The organism is Micromonospora siamensis (genome assembly GCF_900090305.1).
In the GTDB taxonomy this organism is placed as follows: Bacteria; Actinomycetota; Actinomycetes; order Mycobacteriales; family Micromonosporaceae; genus Micromonospora; species Micromonospora siamensis.
In genome coordinates this window covers 289003-308356 of record NZ_LT607751.1, presented here as the reverse complement: position 1 = coordinate 308356, position 19354 = coordinate 289003, and the positions used below count along the sequence as shown (strand labels likewise).

Below are 19354 nucleotides of genomic sequence, written 5' to 3'. Positions count from 1 at the left end.
CCCCACCAACAGCAGCGTTACCGGCGGCAAGGGGTGGGGCATCTCATCCCGCGGACTCGGCCGGGCGCCCGTCGCCCGGGCCGAAGGCGGCCAGCGCGTCGAGGTCGCTGTGCCGGGAGCGGAGGTACTCGTCGGCCCAGGCGGCGGCGTCGGGGAATCCCGACTCCGCGGCCACCCGGGCGCAGGCGGCGTCCACGTCGTACGCGGTCCGTCGCAACTGCACGCCCGGCCCGAGCAGCGCCCACCACGCCCCGACCCCGCCGTACGGCATGCCGACGCTGCCCGGGTTGACCACCAGCCGGCGGTCGACGAGCCGGGCGTACGGCATGTGGGTGTGGCCGCAGACGACCGTGCCGACCTCGGGCCGGAGCCCCGCGAACACCTCCGCCCAGCGGGCCGGACGGGAGTCCACGACGACCATCTCCTCGTCGTCGCGGGGGGTGGCGTGGCAGAAGAGCACCTCGCCGAGGCCGGCCACCGGCAGTGTGAGGGTCGGTGGCAGCCCGGCCAGCAGGGCCACCTGGTCGTCCCGGAGCTGGGCGGCCGCCCAGTTGGAGACGTCGTACGACGCGGGCCGGCCGGACCGGGCCTGGACCAGTTCCCGTTCGCCGTTGCCACCGACCCAGCGGGCCCGGTCACCGAGGGCGGTGAGCAGGTCCAGCACCTCGACCGGCTGCGGGCCGTCGGCGATGTCGCCGGTGAGGACGACCAGGTCGGCGGCGGCGACGTCCGGCTCGGCCAGGACGGCCTCCAGCGCCGGCAGCGCGCCGTGGATGTCGGAGAGGACCGCTACCCGTTCGACCATCGGCCCAGCCTGCGCCGCGGTCGGCCGGCAGGTCCAGCGATTCTGCCTCGGGCAGACGAGCCGGCCACGCCCCGGCCCGGGAAGCCCGGAACCGGCGGGAGCGCGGGCCGGGCGGGAAACGGGACCGGCCCGGACCGCACAGCGGCGGTCCGGGCCGGGAGGCTCGTGCGGAGGTCGTCAGACCCGTGCGCGGCGGGCCAGGCGCTCCGGGTCGAGGATGATGATGCTCTTGCCGTCCAGCCGCAGCCAGCCGCGCGACGCGAAGTCGGCCAGGGCCTTGTTGACGGTCTCCCGGGAGGCGCCGACGAGCTGGGCGATCTCCTCCTGGGTGAGGTCGTGGGTCACCCGCAGCACGCCGCCGTCGCGGGTGCCGAACCGGCCGGCCATCTGGAGCAGGTTCTTGGCGACGCGGCCGGGCACGTCGGTGAAGATCAGGTCGGCCAGCGAGTCGTTGGTCCGGCGCAGCCGGCGGGCCAGCACCCGCAGGAGCTGCTCGGCGATCTCGGGCCGGTTGTTCAGCCACGGCCGCAGCGCCTGCTTGCGCAGGCGCACCAGCCGGGTGTCGGTCACCGCGGTGGCGGTGGCCGTCCGCGGGCCGGGGTCGAAGAGCGACAGCTCACCGACCATGTCCGACGGTCCCATCACGGCGATCAGGTTCTGCCGGCCGTCCGCCGCCCGGCGACCGACCTTGATCTTGCCGGACAGGAGGATGTAGAGACTGTCGCCGGGCTCGCCCTCGTTGAACACGATCTCGCCCTTGCGGACCTCGATCGTCTCCATCTCCTTGGCGAGCGCCTCGGCAGCCTCCGGGTCGACTCCCTGGAAGATCCCGCTGCGGGCCAGTACCTCGTCCATCGCGCACCTCCGCCTGCGCGTGCCGTCCGTCGGCCCGGGTCCGCCGTCCGCTGATCCCTCGCGCGTCGCCAAGTCTAGGCGCACGTGAGTGGCAATCAGCGCCGCACCCCTGGAAACTTGATCGTTGGGCGTAACCTCCGGGACTTGATCTAGCAGTAGTATCACCCACCCGATCGGGTGGTGTCGGGCGTTTCCGGCCCCCGGCCGTAGGGTCTGTCCGTGCTCGACGACCCCCAGCTCACCACCCGCGCCGAGGACGGCCGGGACGTCCCCCTGCTGGTCTGGCGCATCGACCGGCCGCTGCTCGCGGTGAGCAGCGCCCCGCTCGGCGGCGGGATCGGCACCCGGCGCTGGGTGGTCAACGCGACCGTACCGATGTCGTACGACCGGGACGATCCGGCCGACCACCTGGCCGGGCTGGCCGACCGGCTCGGCCTGGTCGGGCCCGGGATCGGCCTGCTCACCGGGGTCGACGTCGCCGAGGTGGTCACCCGCTCCGACGCCGGGGTCCGGGTCTGGGCGACGGTCGGCCTGGGCACCCCGATCCCGGCCGCCGCCCCCGCGCCGGCGGCGCCGGCCCAGCGGGTCGGCACGGTCAACATCGTCGGGTACGTCCCGGTGCGGCTCGGCCACGCCGCCCTGGTCAACGCGGTGGCCACCGCCACCGAGGCGAAGGCCCAGGCGATCGCCGAGCTGGGCCTGCCCGGCACGGGCACCCCCACCGACGCGGTCACCCTGCTCTGTCCCGCCGACGGCCCGGCCGAACCGTACGGCGGTCCCCGCTCGACCTGGGGCGCCCGGCTCGCCCGGGCCGTGCACGCGGCCGTTCGCGCAGGCGGCGCGGGGACCGTGGTGCCCTGGTCGGACCGGCAGGCCGGCTGAACTTCCGGCCGTTCGGGCGTCGTCGGGCCTGGCACCTACCGGGTAGGGTCGCGGACGATGCCCGCTTCCGCCCGCCTCCGTTCCCGCCCGCGCCGCCGGCTCACCGCTGCCCTCGGCCTCCTTCTCGTGGTGCTGCTCGCCGCCGGCTGCGGCGACGACGCGCCGGACGCCGTCTGGCAGACCGGGCCCGGGGCCACCGGATCGGCCACACCCGCCAAGCCCGGCAAAGCGAGCGCCCGGCCTTCCGCCCCGGCCGCAGGCAAGGCGATCTCGCTGGCCGCGACGGGCGACATCATCATGGGCAACGCGCCGTCCCGGCTGCCCGCCAACGGCGGCAAGGGCTTCTTCGACCAGGTCGCCGGCGCCCTCAAGGCCGACCTGGTGATGGGCAACCTGGAGGAGCCACTCACCGAGGACACCGGCGCCGGCAAGTGCGGCGCCAACACCACCAGCTGCTTCCAGTTCCGGGCGCCCCCGGAGTACGCCGCGCACCTGCGCGAGGCCGGCTTCGAGCTGCTCAACCAGGCCAACAACCACGGCTACGACTACGGCCCGCAGGGCTACAAGAACACCCAGCGGGCGCTGGACGAGCACGACCTGAAGCACACCGGCGCCCCCGACCAGATCACCGTGGTCGACGTCGAGGGCGTCAAGGTCGCGGTGGCCGGCTTCTCCTCGTACGTCTGGTCCAACAGCCTGGTCGACATCGACGCCGCCACGAAGGTGATCAAGAAGGCGGCCACCATGGCCGACCTGGTCGTGGTCCAGGTGCACATGGGCGCCGAGGGGTCGGACAAGACCCGCGTACGCCCCGGCACCGAGATGTTCCTCGGCGAGAATCGCGGCGACCCGATGAAGTTCTCGCACGCGATGATCGACGCCGGGGCCGACCTGGTGGTCGGGCACGGGCCGCACGTGCTGCGCGGGATGGAGTTCTACCGCGGCCGGCTGATCGCGTACAGCCTCGGCAACTTCGCCGGTGGTGCCCGGTCGCTGAACCCGACCGGCCGGCTCGGCTGGGGCGGCGTGCTCAAGGTGTCGCTGCGCCCCGACGGCAGCTGGGCCGGTGGCTCGTTCACCTCCACGCAGATGAGTTCCGTCGGCCGGCCCGGGATGGACCCGGACGACCAGGGGCTCGGGCTGATCCGCGAGGTCAGCGGCAAGGACTTCCCGTCCACCGGCCCCCGGTTCGGCGCGGACGGGAAGATCAGCCCGCCGGCGGCCGGCTGAGCGCGGGCGTGGGCCCGTCCGGTCGTCGGTCCCGCGACGTAGGCTGGCCGGCGTGACCACGAGCTCCCCCGAGACGGACCTCGGTCGTACCCGTCGTGCCCGGCGGATCGGTCGGGCGCTGACCGAGGCGCACCCCGACGCGCACTGTGAACTCGACCACTCCAACGCCCTGGAGCTGGCCGTGGCGACCATCCTCTCCGCCCAGTGCACCGACAAGAAGGTCAACGAGGTCACCCCGAAGCTCTTCGTCCGCTACCCGACCGCCGCCGACTACGCCGGCGCGGACCGGACCGAGCTGGAGGAGCTGATCCGGCCGACCGGCTTCTACCGCAACAAGACCGACTCCCTGATCAAGCTCGGTCAGGCCCTGGTCGAGCGGTACGACGGCCAGGTCCCCGGCAAGCTGGCCGACCTGGTCACCCTGCCCGGCATCGGGCGCAAGACCGCCAACGTGATCCTCGGCAACGCCTTCGACGTCCCCGGCATCACCGTCGACACCCACTTCCAGCGGCTGGTCCAGCGCTGGGGGCTGACCACGCAGACCGATCCGGTCAAGATCGAGCACGAGATCGGCGCGCTCTTCCCGAAGCGCGAGTGGACCATGCTGTCGCACCGGATCATCTTCCACGGTCGCCGGGTCTGCCACGCCCGCAAGCCCGCCTGCGGCGCGTGCACGCTGGCCAAGCTCTGCCCGTCGTACGGCACCGGGCCGACCGAGGCGGCCGCCTCGGCCAAGCTGCTCAAGGGACCCCGCGCCCGGGACCTGGCCGTGGCGGCCGGCGTCGACCCGGCGCTGGTGCCGCAGCAGGCGGTCGTGGCGGAGGTGCCGTGAAGCGCCTGCTCGCCGCCCTGGCCGTCCCGCTGCTGCTGGTCGCCGGCTGCACCGCGACCGAGAAGGCGCCGACCGACTCCCGGACCGCACGGGCGGAGCGGCCCTCGCCGTTCGCCGACTGTGCCGCGCTGACCGGCCCGCTCCCGACGCCCACCGCCGCCCCCGAGCCCCGGGGACCCGCGCCGGTCGGGCAGCCGCTGCCCGACCTCAGCTTCCCCTGCTTCACCGGCGGCGCCCCGGTCGCCCTGCGGGAGGTGGCCGGCCCCGCCGTGATCAACGTCTGGGCGTCCTGGTGCCCGCCGTGCCGCAAGGAGCTGCCAGCCTTCCAGCGGCTCAGCGAACGCACCGAGGGCCGGCTGCGGGTGCTCGGCGTCAACAGCCGGGACAGCCGCGGCGGCGCGCAGTCCATCGGCGAGGACTTCGGCGTACGGTTCCCGATGCTCGCCGACTCCGGCGACGCCCTCCAGCGGGAGCTGGGGCGCAACGCCATCCCGCTGACCGTGCTCGTCGGCGCCGACGGCCGGATCCGGCACGTCGACGCCTCCGGCGCGCTCGACGACGCCCGCCTCGCCGAACTGGTCCGTACGTACCTCGGGATCGCGGTGGACGCGTGAGCCGCACCCTCCCGACCTGGATCGAGCCGCTGCTGGGCCGGCTGGGCACCGCCCGGGTCGAGGACTTCACCCGGCTGACCACCCCCGAGCAGGGCGGCCGGGAGAGCGCCGTGCTGGTGCTGCTCGGTGAGGAACCCGGGACCGGCCCGGACCTGCTGGTCCTCCAGCGGGCCGCCACCCTGCGCAACCACGCCGGCCAGCCGGCCTTCCCCGGCGGCGCGGCCGACCCGGAGGACGCCGACGCCTCGGCCACCGCGCTGCGCGAGGCGAACGAGGAGGTCGGCCTCGACCCGTCCACCGTCACCGTCCTGGCCGAGCTGCCGAAGCTCTGGATCCCGGTCAGCGACTTCGTGGTGACCCCGGTGCTGGCCTGGTGGCACGCCCCGCACCCGGTGCACCCCCGGGAGCCGGCCGAGGTCGCGCACGTCGCCCGGCTGCCGATCACCGAGCTGGTGGACCCGGAGAACCGGATGCGGGTACGCCACCCCAGTGGCTGGATCGGGCCGGCCTTCTCGGCCCGCGGCATGCTGGTCTGGGGCTTCACCGCCGGGGTCATCTCCACCCTCCTGGAGATGGGTGGCTGGGCCCGTCCCTGGCCACGCGGCCGGGTGGTCGACCTGCCGCCGACCGGCTCCACCCCGGCCCCCTCCGCCGGCACCGACGACGTCGACGAGATGGCCGGCCCGCTGACCTGACGGTCACGTTCCGCAAGCGGTGCGGACCGCCCGGGCGCGCTGCCCGTACCCTTGACCCGTGTCCGCCGTGGATCTCGTTCTGCTCCTGCTCATGCTCGTGTTCGCGATCAGCGGATACCGCCAGGGCTTCGTCATCGGGGCGCTGTCGTTCTCCGGGTTCTTCCTCGGTGCGCTGCTCGGCCTCCAGGTCGGGCCGCTGCTCGCGCGGCAGTTCGCCGACAGCGGCACCCGGGTGCTGGTCGCCCTGGTCGCGGTCTTCGGGCTGGCGGTGCTGGGCCAGGCGCTCGCCGGCTGGCTCGGCTCGAACCTGCGCGCCGCCATCACCGGGCAGGCCGGGCGGCGGATCGACGACATCGGTGGCGCGTTCGTCTCGCTCTTCGCCGTCATGCTGGTGGCCTGGCTGGTCGCCGTGCCGCTGGGCTCCTCCTCGGTGCCCTGGCTGGCCGCCTCGGTCAAGAACAGCGCCCTGCTCCACGTGGTCGACCGGGTCCTGCCCGACCAGGTGCAGGAGCTCTCCACCGCGCTGCGGGACACCGTCGACACCAACGGCTTCCCGGAGGTCTTCAACGGTCTGGGGCGTACCCAGGCGCGACAGGTCTCCCCGCCGGACCCGGCGCTCGCCGGCTCCCGGGTGGTGGCGAACAGCCAGCGCGCGGTGGTGAAGGTGCTCGGCTCCGCGCCGAGCTGCTCACGCCGCATCGAGGGCTCCGGCTTCGTCTACGCCGACGACCGGGTGATGACCAACGCGCACGTCGTCGCCGGCACCCGCTCGGTCTCGGTGGAGCTGCGCGGCCAGCGGTACGACGGCGAGGTGGTCGTCTACGACCCCGACCGGGATCTGGCCGTGCTGCACGTGCCGGGGCTGCCCGGCCCGTCCCTGCGGTTCGCCGCCGGCCAGGCCGGCACCGGGGCGGACGCCATCGTGCTCGGCTTCCCCCTCGACGGCCCGTACGACGCCCGGCCGGCCCGGATCCGGGACGTGGACCGGATCACCGGGCCGGACATCTACTCCTCCGGGGACGTCACCCGGGAGATCTACACGATCCGGGCGCTGGTCCGCAGCGGCAACTCCGGCGGCCCGCTGGTCTCCTCCAACGGACTGGTGCTCGGGGTGATCTTCGCGGCGGCGGCTGACGACCCGAACACCGGCTTCGCCGTCACCGCCGCCGAGGCACGGTCGGTGGCGCTGGCCGGCGCGGAGCGTACCCGTGGGGTGGCCACCGGCGAGTGCACCTGACCGCCGCGGGGTGACGCGAGGTCAGCCGCCCGCCGGGGCGGGGGCCTCGGCGACGTCGCTGCCGGGGCGGCCGATCGACGGGAGCTTCGCCCGGCCCCAGCGGAGGCTGCGGTCCAGCACCGCCCGCGCCATGATCGCCACGCAGGTGCCGCCGTTGATGAACGAGGCGACCACGTCGCTGGGGTGGTGCATGCCGCGGTACATCCGGGTGACCGCCACCCCGACCGGCACCAGGATCAGCAGCGACCACCAGGCCACCTTGGCCGGGGTGCTCTTCGCCCGCAGGGCCAGCAGCACCGCGATGCCCACGTAGAGCGCCGTCGCCGCCGAGGTGTGCCCGGACGGGAAGCTGGAGGTCGGTGGGGAGACGTCCATGTGCTCGACCGCCGGCCGGTTCCGGTCGATGACGATCGTGGTCAGCAGGAAGACCAGCGCCTGGGCGCTGACCGCGGCGCAGAGGAAGAGCGGCTCCCGCCAGCGGTGCAGCACCAGCCGCAGCACCAGCGCCACCAGCACGGTCACCACGACGATCAGCTGGGTGCTGGCCAGCGTGCTGAAGACCAGCGACACGTCGTTCCAGCCGCCGGTACGGTCGGCGGCCAGCTCCCGGTTCACCGTGTCCTCCACGGTGAACGGCCAGCTCTTGGCGAGGACCCTGGTCACCAGCAGACCCAGGCCCACCATGACGGACAGCAGCAGGGCCACCGGCAGCAGTACGCGGCGGGCGACCTGGATCGCGACATCGGACATGAGCCGCCCTTTACCCCGCGGGGTGTGGAACTACGCCACGTCCCGCTCGCCCGTACGGGTGGGCTCGTCCGCCAGCTCCGGCACCACGCCCTCCCGGGTCGGCCGCACCGGCCGACGGTCGACCTGCCGCCGCCAGGTGGTGAACGCCGCCGCGGTCGCCGCCACCACCGCCGCCCCGAGCAGCCAGCCGCCGACCACGTCACTGGTCCAGTGCACGTCGAGCGCCACCCGGCTGACCCCGGTGACCACCGCGATCAGCAGCGCCACCGTCCACAGCACCACCCGCAGCACCGGCCGGCGCCGGGCGTACGGCAGGAACACCAGCAGCAGCACCCCGGCGGCCAGGGCGGCGTTCAGCGCGTGCCCGGAGGGGAACGAGTAGCCGGTGGCCCGGGCCACCGGGTCGAGCAGCTCCGGGCGGTTCCGGCCGACCAGCAGCTTCAGCAGCCCGCCGAGCAGCCCGCCCACGGTCATCGTGGTCACCACCCACAGCGCCAGCCGGCGGGCGTGCCGCCACAGCAGCCAGAGCACCACGACCAGCGCCGCGAAACGGAGCGGCATCGGCGCGAAGACGTCCGTCCACCAGCTCATCGCCCGCACCCAGGCCGGGTGCTCCAGGGCGTAGCCGTGCAGCGTGTCGGTGACCGACTGGTCCAGGTCGTGCAGCGGCGGCCACGCGGCGAGGATCAGCAGGAGCAGCAGGGCGAACGGCACCAGCACCAGGAACGCGGCCACCGCCGCCAGGGTGAGCCGCAGGCCGAGCGAGTGCTGCTGGTCCAGCCGACGCCGCCGCCAGGACGGCGCGGGGGCGGGACTACGGAATCCGGACGCTGGCATGTCGCAGTCCTACCCAGCCGAGAGCCGGCTCAGCCCACCCGGATCGGGTCGGTTGCCGCCGGTACGCCGGTCAGCGGCCGGCCTGGCGGAACCGGCGGATGATCAGCGCCCCTCCGGTGACCAGGGCGACGAGCAGCGCCAGGCCGGTCCAGAGCCGTTCCGGGGCGGAGGCGTCGCGGCCGCCACCACCCTGCGTTGACCAGCCGGCCTGCTGGCGGGACGCGGTGAACCCGATCGGGTCCGACCCGGAGCCGGCCGCCTGCGCGTCCTGCACCGGACCGGGCGCCGCGCCGAAGCCGACCACCCCCGGGGTCTCGTTGTCGTCCAGCGGGTTGCGCCCGACCGGCGGCACGTCGGCCGTCAGCGCCGCCACCGGGTCGACCAGGCCGTACCCGAACCGGTCGTCCCGGCCCACCGGCCCCAGGTCACGGGCGGTGCTCAACAGCCGGTTGACCACGTCGCCGGCGGACATCTGCGGATAGCGGGAGCGGACCAGCGCGGCGGTGGCGGCCACCAGTGGCGCGGCGAAGCTGGTGCCCTGCACCCGCCAGTAGCCGTCGGGGCGGGCGCCGAGCAGCGACGTCGCCGGCGCGGTCAGCACCGTCTCGTGCCCGGTGATCGAGCCGGACCAGAGGTTCTCGCTGTTGCGTTCCAGGCCGGCGACCGCCAGCACGCCCGGCTCCCGGGCCGGGTACCACACCTTGCTGCTGGTGGAGGTGGCCACGTTGCCGGTGCAGGCGACCACCACGACGTCCCGGGCGAACGCGTAGTCGATCGCCGCGGCGAGGGCCGGGCTGTCACCGCTGCCGCCCAGCGACAGGTTGATCACCCGGGCGCCGTTGTCCACCGCCCAGCGGACCCCCCGGGCCACCACCATCGCGTCGTCGTAGCGGTTCTCCTCGTCCAGCACCCGGACCGGCAGGATCTTGGCGTCCGGCGCCAGGCCGACCACGCCCCGCTGGTCGTCCCGGCGTCCGGCGATCAGCCCGGCGACCGTGGTGCCGTGCCCCACCGGATCCGGCTCGACGCCGCCGCCGGGGGTGACCAGGTCGATGCCGGGCAGCACCTGGCCGGCGAGGTCCGGATGCGAACCGTCCACCCCGGAGTCGATCACCGCCACGGTGACCCCCCGGCCGGTGGCCGTCCGCCAGGCCGTCTCCGCCCGCAACTCCTCGAGCTGCCACTGCTCGTCGCGTACCTGGTCCAGCCGGCTCGGGGTGTCCACCGGGGCGAGGCGGACGGCGTCGAAGCGGGAGTGCCCGGCGGTGGCGGCGGCGGGCTCGGGGGTGGACCGGTGCGGCGCGGCCTGCGCCGGGGCGGGCACACCGGCGACCGACACGGCGGCCACCGCACCGAGCAGTGCCCGCGCGACGAACCGCCGGGGCGCCGTCGGGCGGCCGTGCCGAAGACTGGTCACATTCTCAGCCATTCATCGCGACAGAAACATGCCTGAGGGAGATTACCGGGTTTCCGGGCCCGTACGGGCGAATCCCGGAAGACCGTCACGGCGGTGGCAGATGGGCCAGCTGGACGAGGCGTACCCCCTCCCGCCGGGTGACCAGCCGGCCGCGGCCCGGCGGCAGCGGACCGGGGCGGACCGAGCCGACCAGTTGCCCCTCGTCCGGGCTGCCGTCCATCACCAGCCCGGCGGTGGCCAGCTCCCGCAGCCGCTGCACGATCGGCTCGTACTGGGCGCGGCCCGCGCCGCCGGCCCGGCGGGCCAGCACCAGGTGCAGGCCCACGTCCCGGGCCTGGGGCAGGAACTCCTCCAACGCGCGCAGCGGGTTCGCCGGGCCGCTGGCGACCAGGTCGTAGTCGTCGACCAGCACGAACAGCTCCGGACCGGACCACCAGGACCGCTCGCGCAGCTGGGCCGGGGTGACCTCCGGCCCGGCGATCCGGCGCTGGAGGTAGCCGGCCGCCGACTCGACCACGTCGGTGGTGTGCGCCGCCGCGCTGCCGTAGCCGATCACGTGCGGCAGGTCCTGCAGCTCCATCATGCTGCGCCGGTAGTCCACCACGATCATCCGGGCCTGTTCCGGGGCGAACCGGGTGGCGATCGAGGTGGCCAGCGCCCGCAGGAAGGACGACTTGCCGCACTCCGCGTCGCCGAAGACCACGAAGTGCGGCTCGGTCGCGAAGTCCAGCAGCACCGGGCGCAGGTCCGCCTCGGCGACCCCGACCGGCAGCCGCAGCCCGGTCGCCGCCGACAGGTCCAGCTCGGCGTAGGGCAGCACCGGCGGCAGCAGCCGCACCGGCGGCGCGACCGGACCGGACCAGGCCGCCGTCACCGCCTTGACCAGCCCGGCCGTCTCCCCACCCAGCCCGACCGCCTGCGGCAGCGCGGTCAGGAAGTGCAGCTTCTCGGCGGTCACGCCGCGGCCCGGCGCGTCCGGGACGTTCACCGCCACCTGCCGGTTGACCATCGAGTCCGAGGGGTCGCCGAGCCGCAGCTCGACCCGGGACCCGAACAGGTCCCGGATGCCCGGACGGAAGTCCGTCCAACGCACCGCGCTGGCCACCACGTGCACCCCGTACGACAGGCCGCGGGTGGCCAGGTCGGTGATCAGCGGTTCCAGGTCGTCGTACTCGTTGCGCAGGGTGGGCCAGCCGTCCACCACCAGGAAGACGTCCCCGTACGCGTCGACGGTCGGCTGCCCCGCCGCGGCCAGCGCCGCCCGCCGCTGCCGCCAGGCCGCCATCGACTCCACGCCCAGCTCCGCGAAGCGGCGCTCCCGCTCGGCGAGCACCGTCGCCACCTCCCCGACGGTACGGCGTACCGAGGTCGGATCGGCCCGCCCGGTCACCCCGCCCACGTGCGGCAGGTCGCGCAGCGCACCCAGCCCGCCGCCGCCGAAGTCCAGGCAGTACACCTGCGCCTCGACGGGGGTGTGGGTCAGCGCCAGCGCGCAGATCAGGGTGCGCAGCAGGGTGGACTTGCCACGTTGCGGCGCCCCCACCACGGCGACGTGCCCCGCCGCGCCGTCCAGGGCCAGCCAGAGCAGGTCCCGGCGCTGCTCGTACGGCTTGTCGACCAGGGCCACCGGCAGCTGGAGGGCGCCGTGCAGCTCCGGGTTGCCCACCGTCAGCCCCCGGATCGGGTCGGCGGACACCGGGCCGAGCAGCTCGTCCAGGGCCGGCGCCGGGCCGAGCGGCGGCAGCCAGACCTGGTGCGCGGGCGGCCCCTGCCCGGCCAGCCGGTCGACGAGCATGTCCAGCAGGCTCTCCGCGTCGGTGGCGGCCACGGTCAGCTCGGCCGGCCCGGCCGGCTCCGGCGGCGGGACGAAGTGGGTGGAGAAGGCGAGCAGTCGGGGCGTACCGGCCGGGCCGGTGCCGGCGCCCCCCGGCCGGCGGACCGGCCCGGAGACGTACGCGGCCTTGAACCGGACCAGCGGCTCGGTGCCGAAGCGCAGGTAGCCGTGCCCGGGCGAGCGGGGCAGCTCGTACGCGTCGGGCACGCCGAGCACGGTGCGCGACTCCAGCGCGGAGAAGGTCCGCAACCCGATCCGGTACGACAGGTGGGTGTCGAGTCCCCGGAGCCGCCCCTCTTCCAGGCGCTGGCTGGCCAGCAGCAGGTGCACGCCCAGGGACCGCCCGAGCCGGCCGATCTGGACGAAGAGCTCGATGAAGTCCGGCTTGGCGGTCAGCAGCTCGGAGAACTCGTCGCAGACCAACAGCAGCGACGGCAGCGGGGCGAGCGGGCTGCCGGCGGCCCGGGCCCGCTCGTAGTCCCGCAGGCTGGCGAAGTTCCCGGCCCGGCGCAGCAGCTCCTGGCGGCGGACCAGCTCGCCGTTGATCGCGTCGACCATCCGGTCCACCAGCGGCAGCGCGTCGGCCAGGTTGGTGATCACCGCGGCGGTGTGCGGCAGCCGGTCGAAGCTGGCGAAGGTCGCCCCGCCCTTGAAGTCGACCAGGACGAAGTTGAGCTGCTCGGAGCTGTGCGTGGCGGCCAGGCCGAGGACCAGGGTGCGCAGCAGCTCGGACTTGCCGGAGCCGGTCGCGCCGATCAGCAGGCCGTGCGGGCCCATGCCGTCCTGCGCGGACTCCTTGAGGTCCAGCTCGATGGCGCCGCCGTCGGCGCCCACCCCGATCGGCACCCGCAGCCGGTCCCGGGCCGAGCGGGGTCGCCAGCCCTGCTCGGCGGTGAAGCTCTCCGGGTCGCCGGTGCCGAGCAGTTCGGGCAGGCCCAGCTCGGCGCCGGGCGGGGCGTCACCGGCGCGTACGGCGTTCGCCAGCCGCAGCGGCGCGAGCCGGCGGGCCACCGCCTCCGCCTCGACCGGGTCGAGCCGGTCGGCGGTGCCCACCTCGGCGTGCCCGTCGGCGGAGGTCGAGTGCAGCCGGTCGCCGCGCAGCTCCAGCAGCAGGGCGTACCGGTCGAGCAGCCGGGGCGGCGGGGTGTCCAGGTCGATCACGGTGACCGCGTCGATGCCGCCGTCGCCGGTGAGGTCGGTCGCGCCGGTCAGGTCGCCACCGTCGAGCACCACCACCACGTGCGGCCCGTCGGTGGCCGGGCCGGCCGGGCTGAACCGGGACCGGGTGGCGAGCACGTCGTCGAGGAGGCGTTCCAGCTCCACGCCCGAGCTGGTGACCAGCCGGACCGGGCCGAGGGCGTCGGTGCGGGTGGGGTGGTGGGCGTGCGGCAGCCACTTCACCCACTCCCAGACCGACCGCCGTTCCGGCCCGGCGCAGACCGCGACCAGCAGCTCGTCGGGGGCGTGGAAGACGGCCAGCTGGGTGAGCATCGCCCGGGCCAGCGCCTGGGCGGGCTCGGAGCCGCCGGCCGCCGGCCGGCCACCGGAGACGAAGACCCGGGCGAAGCTGCGCAGCGACAGCGCGACCGGCAGCTCCGGCACCACCGAGTACGCGTCGAGGAAGCGGCGCAGCGCCCCCGCGGTCATCGGCTCCAGCTCCTCCAACGGCCGGGTGACCGGGGGGATCAGCGGGGTGGCCAGGGTCTGCGGGCCGACGCCCACCCGGACCACCGCGAAGTCGGGGTCGTCGGGCCGGCGTTCCCACACCCGGTGGCTGGCGACCGTGGACCAGAGCCGCCCCGGGTCGGGGTGCCGGTAGTAGAGCCCGGCCCGCTGCTGCCCGGCGGTCTGCCGGACCCGGCGGCGCAGCGCGGTGAGGTGGCGCAGGTACTCCCGGCGGGCCGCCATCATCTCCGACTTGCGCGGCGTGCCCGAGGCGCTGCCCCACGAGGTCACCAGCATCGCCACCGAGGAGAGGCCGAACATGCCGCCCACCAGGTACGAGTAGGCGCCCCCGCCCCGGCCGAACATCATCGCCATGGCGACCGTGCCACCCAGCATGGGCAGCACCATCAGCGCCTGCTGCCACCGGCCGCCGGCGACCACCGGGATCTCCGGTGGCGCCTCCACGGGCAGCTCGCCGACCGGGATCTCCGGCGCCGGCCGGCGCGGCGGGCGCTTGATGACGACGGTGGACACGAGACCTCCCGGGTAGCGCTCGGTAACCCGAGCCTGGCTCATGGTAGGTAAAGTCCTGTCGTCCGTGCACCCACCGTCCACATTCGAGAGGCAGGCAGGTTGATGACGACCGGGCTGGCCCGGGTCACGATCAGCGCGCCCCAGCGGCGGGTGGACGTGGCCCTGCCGGAGCAGACACCTCTGGCCGAGCTGCTGCCGGAGGTGCTGCGGCACGCCGGGGAGGGCCTCGCCGACGACGGCGAACGGCACGGCGGGTGGGTGCTGCGCCGGGCCGACGGCGAGGTGCTGGCCGCCGCCCAGGCGCTCCTCCCGCAGGGGGTCCGCGACGGCGAGGTGCTGCACCTGGTGCCGGCCCGCGCGCAGTGGCCGGAGCTGGAGTACGACGACGTGGTCGAGGCGATCGCCGACGGCGCCCGCCGCCGGGGCAGCGCCTGGTCGGCGGCGGCCACCCGGGCGGCCACCCTGGCCGGCGCGGCCGTGCCGCTGGCCGTCGGGCTGGCCGCCGTGCTCGCCGCCGGGCCCCGGCAGGCCGCCGCGGCGCCCGTCGCGGGCGTGGTGGCGGTGCTGCTCACCCTCGCCGGCACGGCCGCCTCCCGGGCGTACGGCGACGGCCCGGCCGGCGCCACCCTGGGCGGGTACGCCCTGCCGTGGGCCGCGGCGGCCGGCGCCCTCGCGGTCGGCTCCGGGGACCGGGTCGGCCCGCTCGGCGCGCTGCCCTGGCTGGGCGCGCCCGAGCTGCTCACCGGCTCGGTGGCGCTGCTGCTGGTCGCGGTGCTCGGGCTGGTCGGGGTGGCCAGCCGGGTACGGATCTTCGTGGCCGGCGCGACGGCCGGCCTGGCCGGGGCGCTCACCGCGGCCGGCGGGCTGGTCGGCGATCCGGCGGGGGTGGCGGCGGTGCTGCTCTGCGTCCTGGTCTTCGCGCTCGGGGCGATGCCGCTGCTGGCCATCCGGCTGGGGAAGGTGCCGCTGCCCCCGGTGACCCTGCCGGACGGCGGGCCGGCCGCCGACCTGCCCGACCGGGGGCGGGTGCACGCCGCCGTCGCCCGGACCGAGGAGATGCTGACCGGGATGCTGCTCGGGCACGCCGTGCTCGCGGTCGCCGCGGCGGCGGTGCTGAGTGTCGCGGGGGGCGTCGCCGGTCGGCTGCTGGTCGCCGTCGGCTCGGCGGTGCTGCTGCTGCGCTCCCGGCTCTTCGTGGCGCTGCGGCACCGGGTGCCACCGGTGACCGCCGGGCTGGCCGGGTTCGCCGTGCTCGGGGCGGTGCTCGCCACCGGCTCGGACCCGGCCGGGCGGCTCGTCCTCGCCGCCGGTGGGCTGCTGGCGGCCCTGGCCACCGTGGCGGCCGGCACCACGTACGCCCGGCGGCCGGTGTCGCCGTACGTCGGGCGGCTGGCCGACCTGGCGGACACCGCGCTGGTGGTCTCCGTCGTGCCGGTGGCCTGCGCGGTGCTGGACCTCTACGACCGGGCCCGCGGGCTGCTCGGTTGAACCGACGAAAGGGCCCGGGGTCGCTCGTGTGGAGCGGCCCCGGGCCCGTCGACGTCAGCTCAGTGCGCGGTCTCGCCGCGCGCCTCGGCGTCCTTGGCCCGCTGGTACGAGGCGACGATCTCGGCCTCGGCCTCGACCCGGCCCACCCAGGTGGCGCCCTCGACCGACTTGCCCGGCTCCAGGTCCTTGTAGACCTCGAAGAAGTGCTGGATCTCCAGCCGGTCGAACTCGCCGAGGTGGTGGATGTCGCGCAGGTGCTCCTGCCGCGGGTCCTCGTAGGGAACGCAGAGGACCTTGTCGTCGCCGCCCTTCTCGTCCGTCATCCGGAACATGCCGATGGTGCGGCAGCGGATCAGGCAGCCCGGGAAGGTCGGCTCGGGGACCAGCACCAGGGCGTCCAGCGGGTCGCCGTCCTCGCCCAGGGTGCCCTCGATGAAGCCGTAGTCGGCGGGGTACTGCGTGGAGGTGAAGAGGGTGCGGTCCAGCCGGATCCGGCCGGTCGCGTGGTCCACCTCGTACTTGTTCCGGTGACCCTTGGGGATCTCAACCGTGACGTCGAAATCCATCTTCCACGCTCCCTCGTTTGCCCACGCTGGCTAACGGAAACCAGTGGCGCCGTCCCGGACGGGTGAATGGTCACCCACCGGATCCGGCCGCCGCATAGTGTTCGGACGGAAGTAGTGTCACCCAGGGCGCTTTTCGGCGGGGGAGGAGGGGGTCGTGGGGAGGGAAGATTCACACTACCGCCCGGACGGGGTTGACGGGCGGCGGTTCGGTGGATCCGGATCCGGCGGGGTGTACGGCAGCGCGCGTGCCGTCCCGCCCGAGGGGCACCCCGATCCGGGCCCGAACCATCCGTACAGCGCGGTGCCGGGCCCGAACCACCCGTACAGCGCGGTGCCGGGCCCGGGTGTCGACCAGCCGTACACCGATCGTGCCGCCGCCGGCGGGGTCTACGGCACCCGTGCCGAGCGGTCACCGCGGCTCGACCCGCCGACCCGCCCGACGGCCGGCCGGCCCGCCGCGAGCGGCACGGCGCTCGGCCCACGCCCGGGCCCACCGGTCCCTCCGCCGGCCCGACGGCGTCGCGTCCTGCCCTTCGCCGTGCTCGCCACGGTCCTGCTGCTGGTGCTCGCCGGGGTCGGTGTCTTCGTGGCCCGCCCGGGGCCGGTCGCAGGCTGGCTGGGCGAGGACGAGCCGAAGCCCACGGCCAGCGCCCTGCCCCCCGAACCGGACCCGCAGGCGGTCCTCGCCGCCCTGGACCCGAACGCGCCCGAACCCACCCCCGACGGGGTACGCGCCGCCCTGGCCCCGCTGGTCGGCCAGCCGGAGCTCGGCAGCCGGGTGAACGTCTCGGTGGCCGACGTGGCGACCGGCACGTCGCTGTACGCCAAGGGCGCCGACGCGCCGACCGTGCCCGCCTCGGTGACCAAGCTGGTGACCGCGGTGACCGTGCTGGAGGCCCGGGGGCCCGGCTACCGGATCCCCACCCGGGCGGTGGCCGGCGCGGCCCCCGGCGAGGTGGTGATCGTCGGCGGCGGCGATCCGACGCTGGCCGTGGACGGCAAGGGGTTCTATCCGGGCGCGGCCCGCCTGGACGACCTGGCCCGGCAGGTCAAGGTGGCGCTCGGTGGCGCCGCCCCGACGAAGGTGACGGTCGACGCGACGCTCTTCCCGGGCCCGCGGGTGGCGGCGGGCTGGGACGACGACATCCCGGTCGGTGGGTTCGGGGCGCGGATCTCCGCGCTGATGACCGACGGCGCCCGCAGCGAGCCGGAGAAGGCCCGGCGGACCTTCGAGGAGACCAACCACGCCGCCGAGCGGACCGCCGAGCCGGACCTCTTCGCCGGGCGCGCCTTCGCCCGGCTGCTCGGGCTGCCCGAGTCGGCGGTACGCACCGGCAAGGCACCCGCCGCCCCGGCCAGCCCGGCCAGTCCGGCCGCCGGAGCCCCGGCACCCGGCACCGAGCTGGGCAAGGTCCAGTCGCTGCCGGTCATCCGGCTGGTCGACATCATGATCAGTTACAGCGACAACGTGATCGCCGAGGCGCTGGCCCGGCAGGTGGCGCTGGCCCGCAAGCAGCCGGCCTCGTTCGTCGGGGCCGGGAAGGCGATGGACGTCGTGGCGGGCGAGCTGGGCCTGCCCGCCGACGAGCTGGACCTCGCCGACGGCAGCGGCCTGTCCCGGAACAACCGGATCAGCCCGTCCCTGCTGACCGACCTGCTCACCATTGCCGGCAACGGCGAGCACCCGGAGCTGGGCGCGATCTTCGGCGGCCTGCCGGTGGCGGCCTGGTCCGGCACGCTGGACGAGCGGTACCAGGCGGCGGGCACGAAGGCCGGCGCGGGCGTGGTCCGGGCCAAGACCGGCACGCTGACCGGGGTGCACGCGATCGCCGGCCTGGTCACCACCGCCGACGGGCGGCTGCTCACCTTCGCCGTGCTCACCGACCAGGCGCCGGCGGACTCGATGGACGGCACCCGCCGGGCCCTCGACCGGATCACCTCCGCCCTGGCCGTCTGCGGCTGCCGCTGACCGCCGCGCCCCCGGCGGTGCCCGGTCGACGACGGTTCGGGGTGTTCCGGCCCGGGTACGGTGGGGTGATGGCGCAGTTCGTGGACTGGGATCTGGCAGCCGCTACGGCGGGGGCGTTGAGCAAGTCGGGCCCCCGCGTGTCGTACGCCGAGGCCACCGACGTGGTCGCCGACCTGCGTCGGCTGACCGAGGAGGCGGCCGGGCACGTGGCCGACTACACCGGGCTGCGTTCGCAGGTGGCCCATCCGCCGGTGAAGGTGGTGGACCGGAGGGACTGGGCGGCGGTGAACATCGCCGGCCTGCGCGAGGTGGTCACCCCGCTGGTCAGCCGGCTCTCCAAGGACAAGCAGCCCGGCCCGTTGACCGAGGCGATCGGCTCCCGGCTCACCGGGGTCCAGGCCGGCACCGTCCTGGCGTACCTCTCCGGCCGGGTCCTCGGCCAGTACGAGGTCTTCTCCGGCGACCCCGGCCAGCTGCTGCTGGTCGCCCCGAACATCGTCGAGGTGGAGCGGAAGCTCGGCGCCGACCCGAGGGACTTCCGGCTCTGGGTCTGCCTGCACGAGGTGACCCACCGGACCCAGTTCACCTCGGTGCCGTGGATGCGGGCGTACTTCCTCGGCGAGGTGCAGGCCTTCGTCGACGCCTCGCAGAACAGCGAGCACCTGCTGGAACGACTGCGCCGGGGAGTGGCGACGCTCTCCGACGCGGTGAAGGACCCGGAGAGTCGCAGCAGCGTCCTGGACATCGTCCAGACGCCTGCCCAGCGGGCCGTGCTGGACCGGCTCACCGCCCTGATGACCCTGCTGGAGGGGCACGCCGAGTTCGTGATGGACGGCGTCGGCCCGCAGGTGATTCCCAGCGTCGAGTCGATCCGTGCCGCGTTCAACCGGCGCCGCGAGTCCGGCAACCCGCTGGAGAAGGCGATCCGCCGGCTGCTCGGTGTCGAGGTCAAGATGCGCCAGTACGCCGAGGGCCGCAAGTTCGTCCACGGGGTGGTCGAGCGGGTCGGGATGGCCGGCTTCAACAAGATCTTCAGCTCGCCGCTGACCCTGCCGCGGATCGAGGAGCTGGGCGACCCGGACGCCTGGGTGGCCCGCGTGCACGGGCCGGCCGGCGGCGTCCCGGTCGCCGACTGAGCCGTCCA

At 75.0% G+C, this 19354-nt stretch carries 16 protein-coding genes; 9 read left to right on the top strand and 7 right to left on the bottom strand.

The features are described from left to right. Positions 1 to 43: 43 nt before the first annotated feature. Positions 44 to 805: a metallophosphoesterase family protein gene (locus tag GA0074704_RS01390; protein ID WP_088968816.1), complete on the bottom strand. Its 762-nt coding sequence runs from the start codon at positions 803 to 805 to the stop codon at positions 44 to 46. 177 nt (positions 806 to 982) lie between these two features. Beyond that, on the bottom strand, positions 983 to 1660 hold the full coding sequence (locus GA0074704_RS01385; protein ID WP_007466162.1) for a Crp/Fnr family transcriptional regulator: 678 nt from the start codon (positions 1658 to 1660) through the stop codon (positions 983 to 985). A gap of 219 nt (positions 1661 to 1879) precedes the next feature. Between GA0074704_RS01385 and GA0074704_RS01380 the strand changes: the two genes are divergently transcribed. From GA0074704_RS01380 to GA0074704_RS01355, 6 genes are read left to right on the top strand one after another with little or no spacing between them, the layout of a single operon-like run. Further along, positions 1880 to 2542 carry an adenosylcobinamide amidohydrolase gene (locus GA0074704_RS01380; protein ID WP_088968815.1) on the top strand — a complete coding sequence of 221 codons (663 nt, stop codon included), beginning with the start codon at positions 1880 to 1882 and terminating at the stop codon, positions 2540 to 2542. 57 nt (positions 2543 to 2599) lie between these two features. Further along, positions 2600 to 3772, top strand: a complete 1173-nt coding sequence (locus GA0074704_RS01375; protein ID WP_088968814.1) for a CapA family protein — start codon at positions 2600 to 2602, stop codon at positions 3770 to 3772. 52 nt (positions 3773 to 3824) lie between these two features. Next, entirely contained in the window at positions 3825 to 4604 is a 780-nt protein-coding gene (gene nth, locus GA0074704_RS01370; protein ID WP_088968813.1) for an endonuclease III, read from the top strand. Further along, a complete protein-coding gene (locus tag GA0074704_RS01365) occupies positions 4601 to 5218 on the top strand; it encodes a TlpA family protein disulfide reductase (protein ID WP_088968812.1) in 618 nt (205 codons plus the stop codon). Before nth ends, GA0074704_RS01365 begins: the two co-directional genes overlap by 4 nt. Beyond that, a complete protein-coding gene (locus tag GA0074704_RS01360; protein ID WP_088968811.1) occupies positions 5215 to 5913 on the top strand; it encodes an NUDIX hydrolase in 699 nt (232 codons plus the stop codon). Before GA0074704_RS01365 ends, GA0074704_RS01360 begins: the two co-directional genes overlap by 4 nt. A 58-nt stretch (positions 5914 to 5971) precedes the next feature. After that, positions 5972 to 7150, top strand: coding sequence for a MarP family serine protease (locus GA0074704_RS01355; protein ID WP_088968810.1), 1179 nt, complete (start codon positions 5972 to 5974; stop codon positions 7148 to 7150). Between the two features lie 21 nt (positions 7151 to 7171). Here the strand turns inward: GA0074704_RS01355 and GA0074704_RS01350 are convergent, their stop codons facing one another. The 4 genes from GA0074704_RS01350 to eccCa all read right to left on the bottom strand — a co-directional run bounded on the left by GA0074704_RS01350 (position 7172) and on the right by eccCa (position 14187). After that, complete coding sequence (locus tag GA0074704_RS01350) at positions 7172 to 7900, bottom strand: phosphatase PAP2 family protein (protein ID WP_088968809.1); 729 nt, start codon at positions 7898 to 7900, stop codon at positions 7172 to 7174. Between the two features lie 30 nt (positions 7901 to 7930). Continuing rightward, on the bottom strand, positions 7931 to 8737 hold the full coding sequence (locus GA0074704_RS01345; RefSeq protein WP_088968808.1) for a phosphatase PAP2 family protein: 807 nt from the start codon (positions 8735 to 8737) through the stop codon (positions 7931 to 7933). Positions 8738 to 8807: 70 nt separating this feature from the next. Next, complete coding sequence (gene mycP, locus GA0074704_RS01340) at positions 8808 to 10166, bottom strand: type VII secretion-associated serine protease mycosin (protein WP_088968807.1); 1359 nt, start codon at positions 10164 to 10166, stop codon at positions 8808 to 8810. A gap of 73 nt (positions 10167 to 10239) precedes the next feature. Then, complete coding sequence (gene eccCa / locus GA0074704_RS01335) at positions 10240 to 14187, bottom strand: type VII secretion protein EccCa (protein WP_088968806.1); 3948 nt, start codon at positions 14185 to 14187, stop codon at positions 10240 to 10242. Positions 14188 to 14289: 102 nt separating this feature from the next. On the opposite strand from eccCa, the gene eccD reads away from it, so the two are divergent. Then, the gene (eccD, locus tag GA0074704_RS01330; protein ID WP_088968805.1) at positions 14290 to 15675 is read left to right on the top strand and encodes a type VII secretion integral membrane protein EccD; all 1386 of its coding nucleotides are present in this window, start codon (positions 14290 to 14292) and stop codon (positions 15673 to 15675) included. Positions 15676 to 15734: 59 nt separating this feature from the next. Here eccD and GA0074704_RS01325 read toward each other — a convergent pair whose 3' ends face one another. Continuing rightward, positions 15735 to 16241 carry an inorganic diphosphatase gene (locus tag GA0074704_RS01325; protein ID WP_088968804.1) on the bottom strand — a complete coding sequence of 169 codons (507 nt, stop codon included), beginning with the start codon at positions 16239 to 16241 and terminating at the stop codon, positions 15735 to 15737. Positions 16242 to 16767: 526 nt separating this feature from the next. Here GA0074704_RS01325 and dacB point away from each other — a divergent pair. Together dacB and GA0074704_RS01315 are read left to right on the top strand one after the other, a co-directional pair. Further along, positions 16768 to 18210 (top strand): D-alanyl-D-alanine carboxypeptidase/D-alanyl-D-alanine endopeptidase, encoded by a 1443-nt coding sequence (gene dacB, locus GA0074704_RS01320; RefSeq protein ID WP_231926859.1) that lies wholly within the window; start codon positions 16768 to 16770, stop codon positions 18208 to 18210. 68 nt (positions 18211 to 18278) lie between these two features. Further along, positions 18279 to 19346 (top strand): zinc-dependent metalloprotease, encoded by a 1068-nt coding sequence (locus GA0074704_RS01315; protein WP_088973369.1) that lies wholly within the window; start codon positions 18279 to 18281, stop codon positions 19344 to 19346. Positions 19347 to 19354 lie beyond the last annotated feature (8 nt).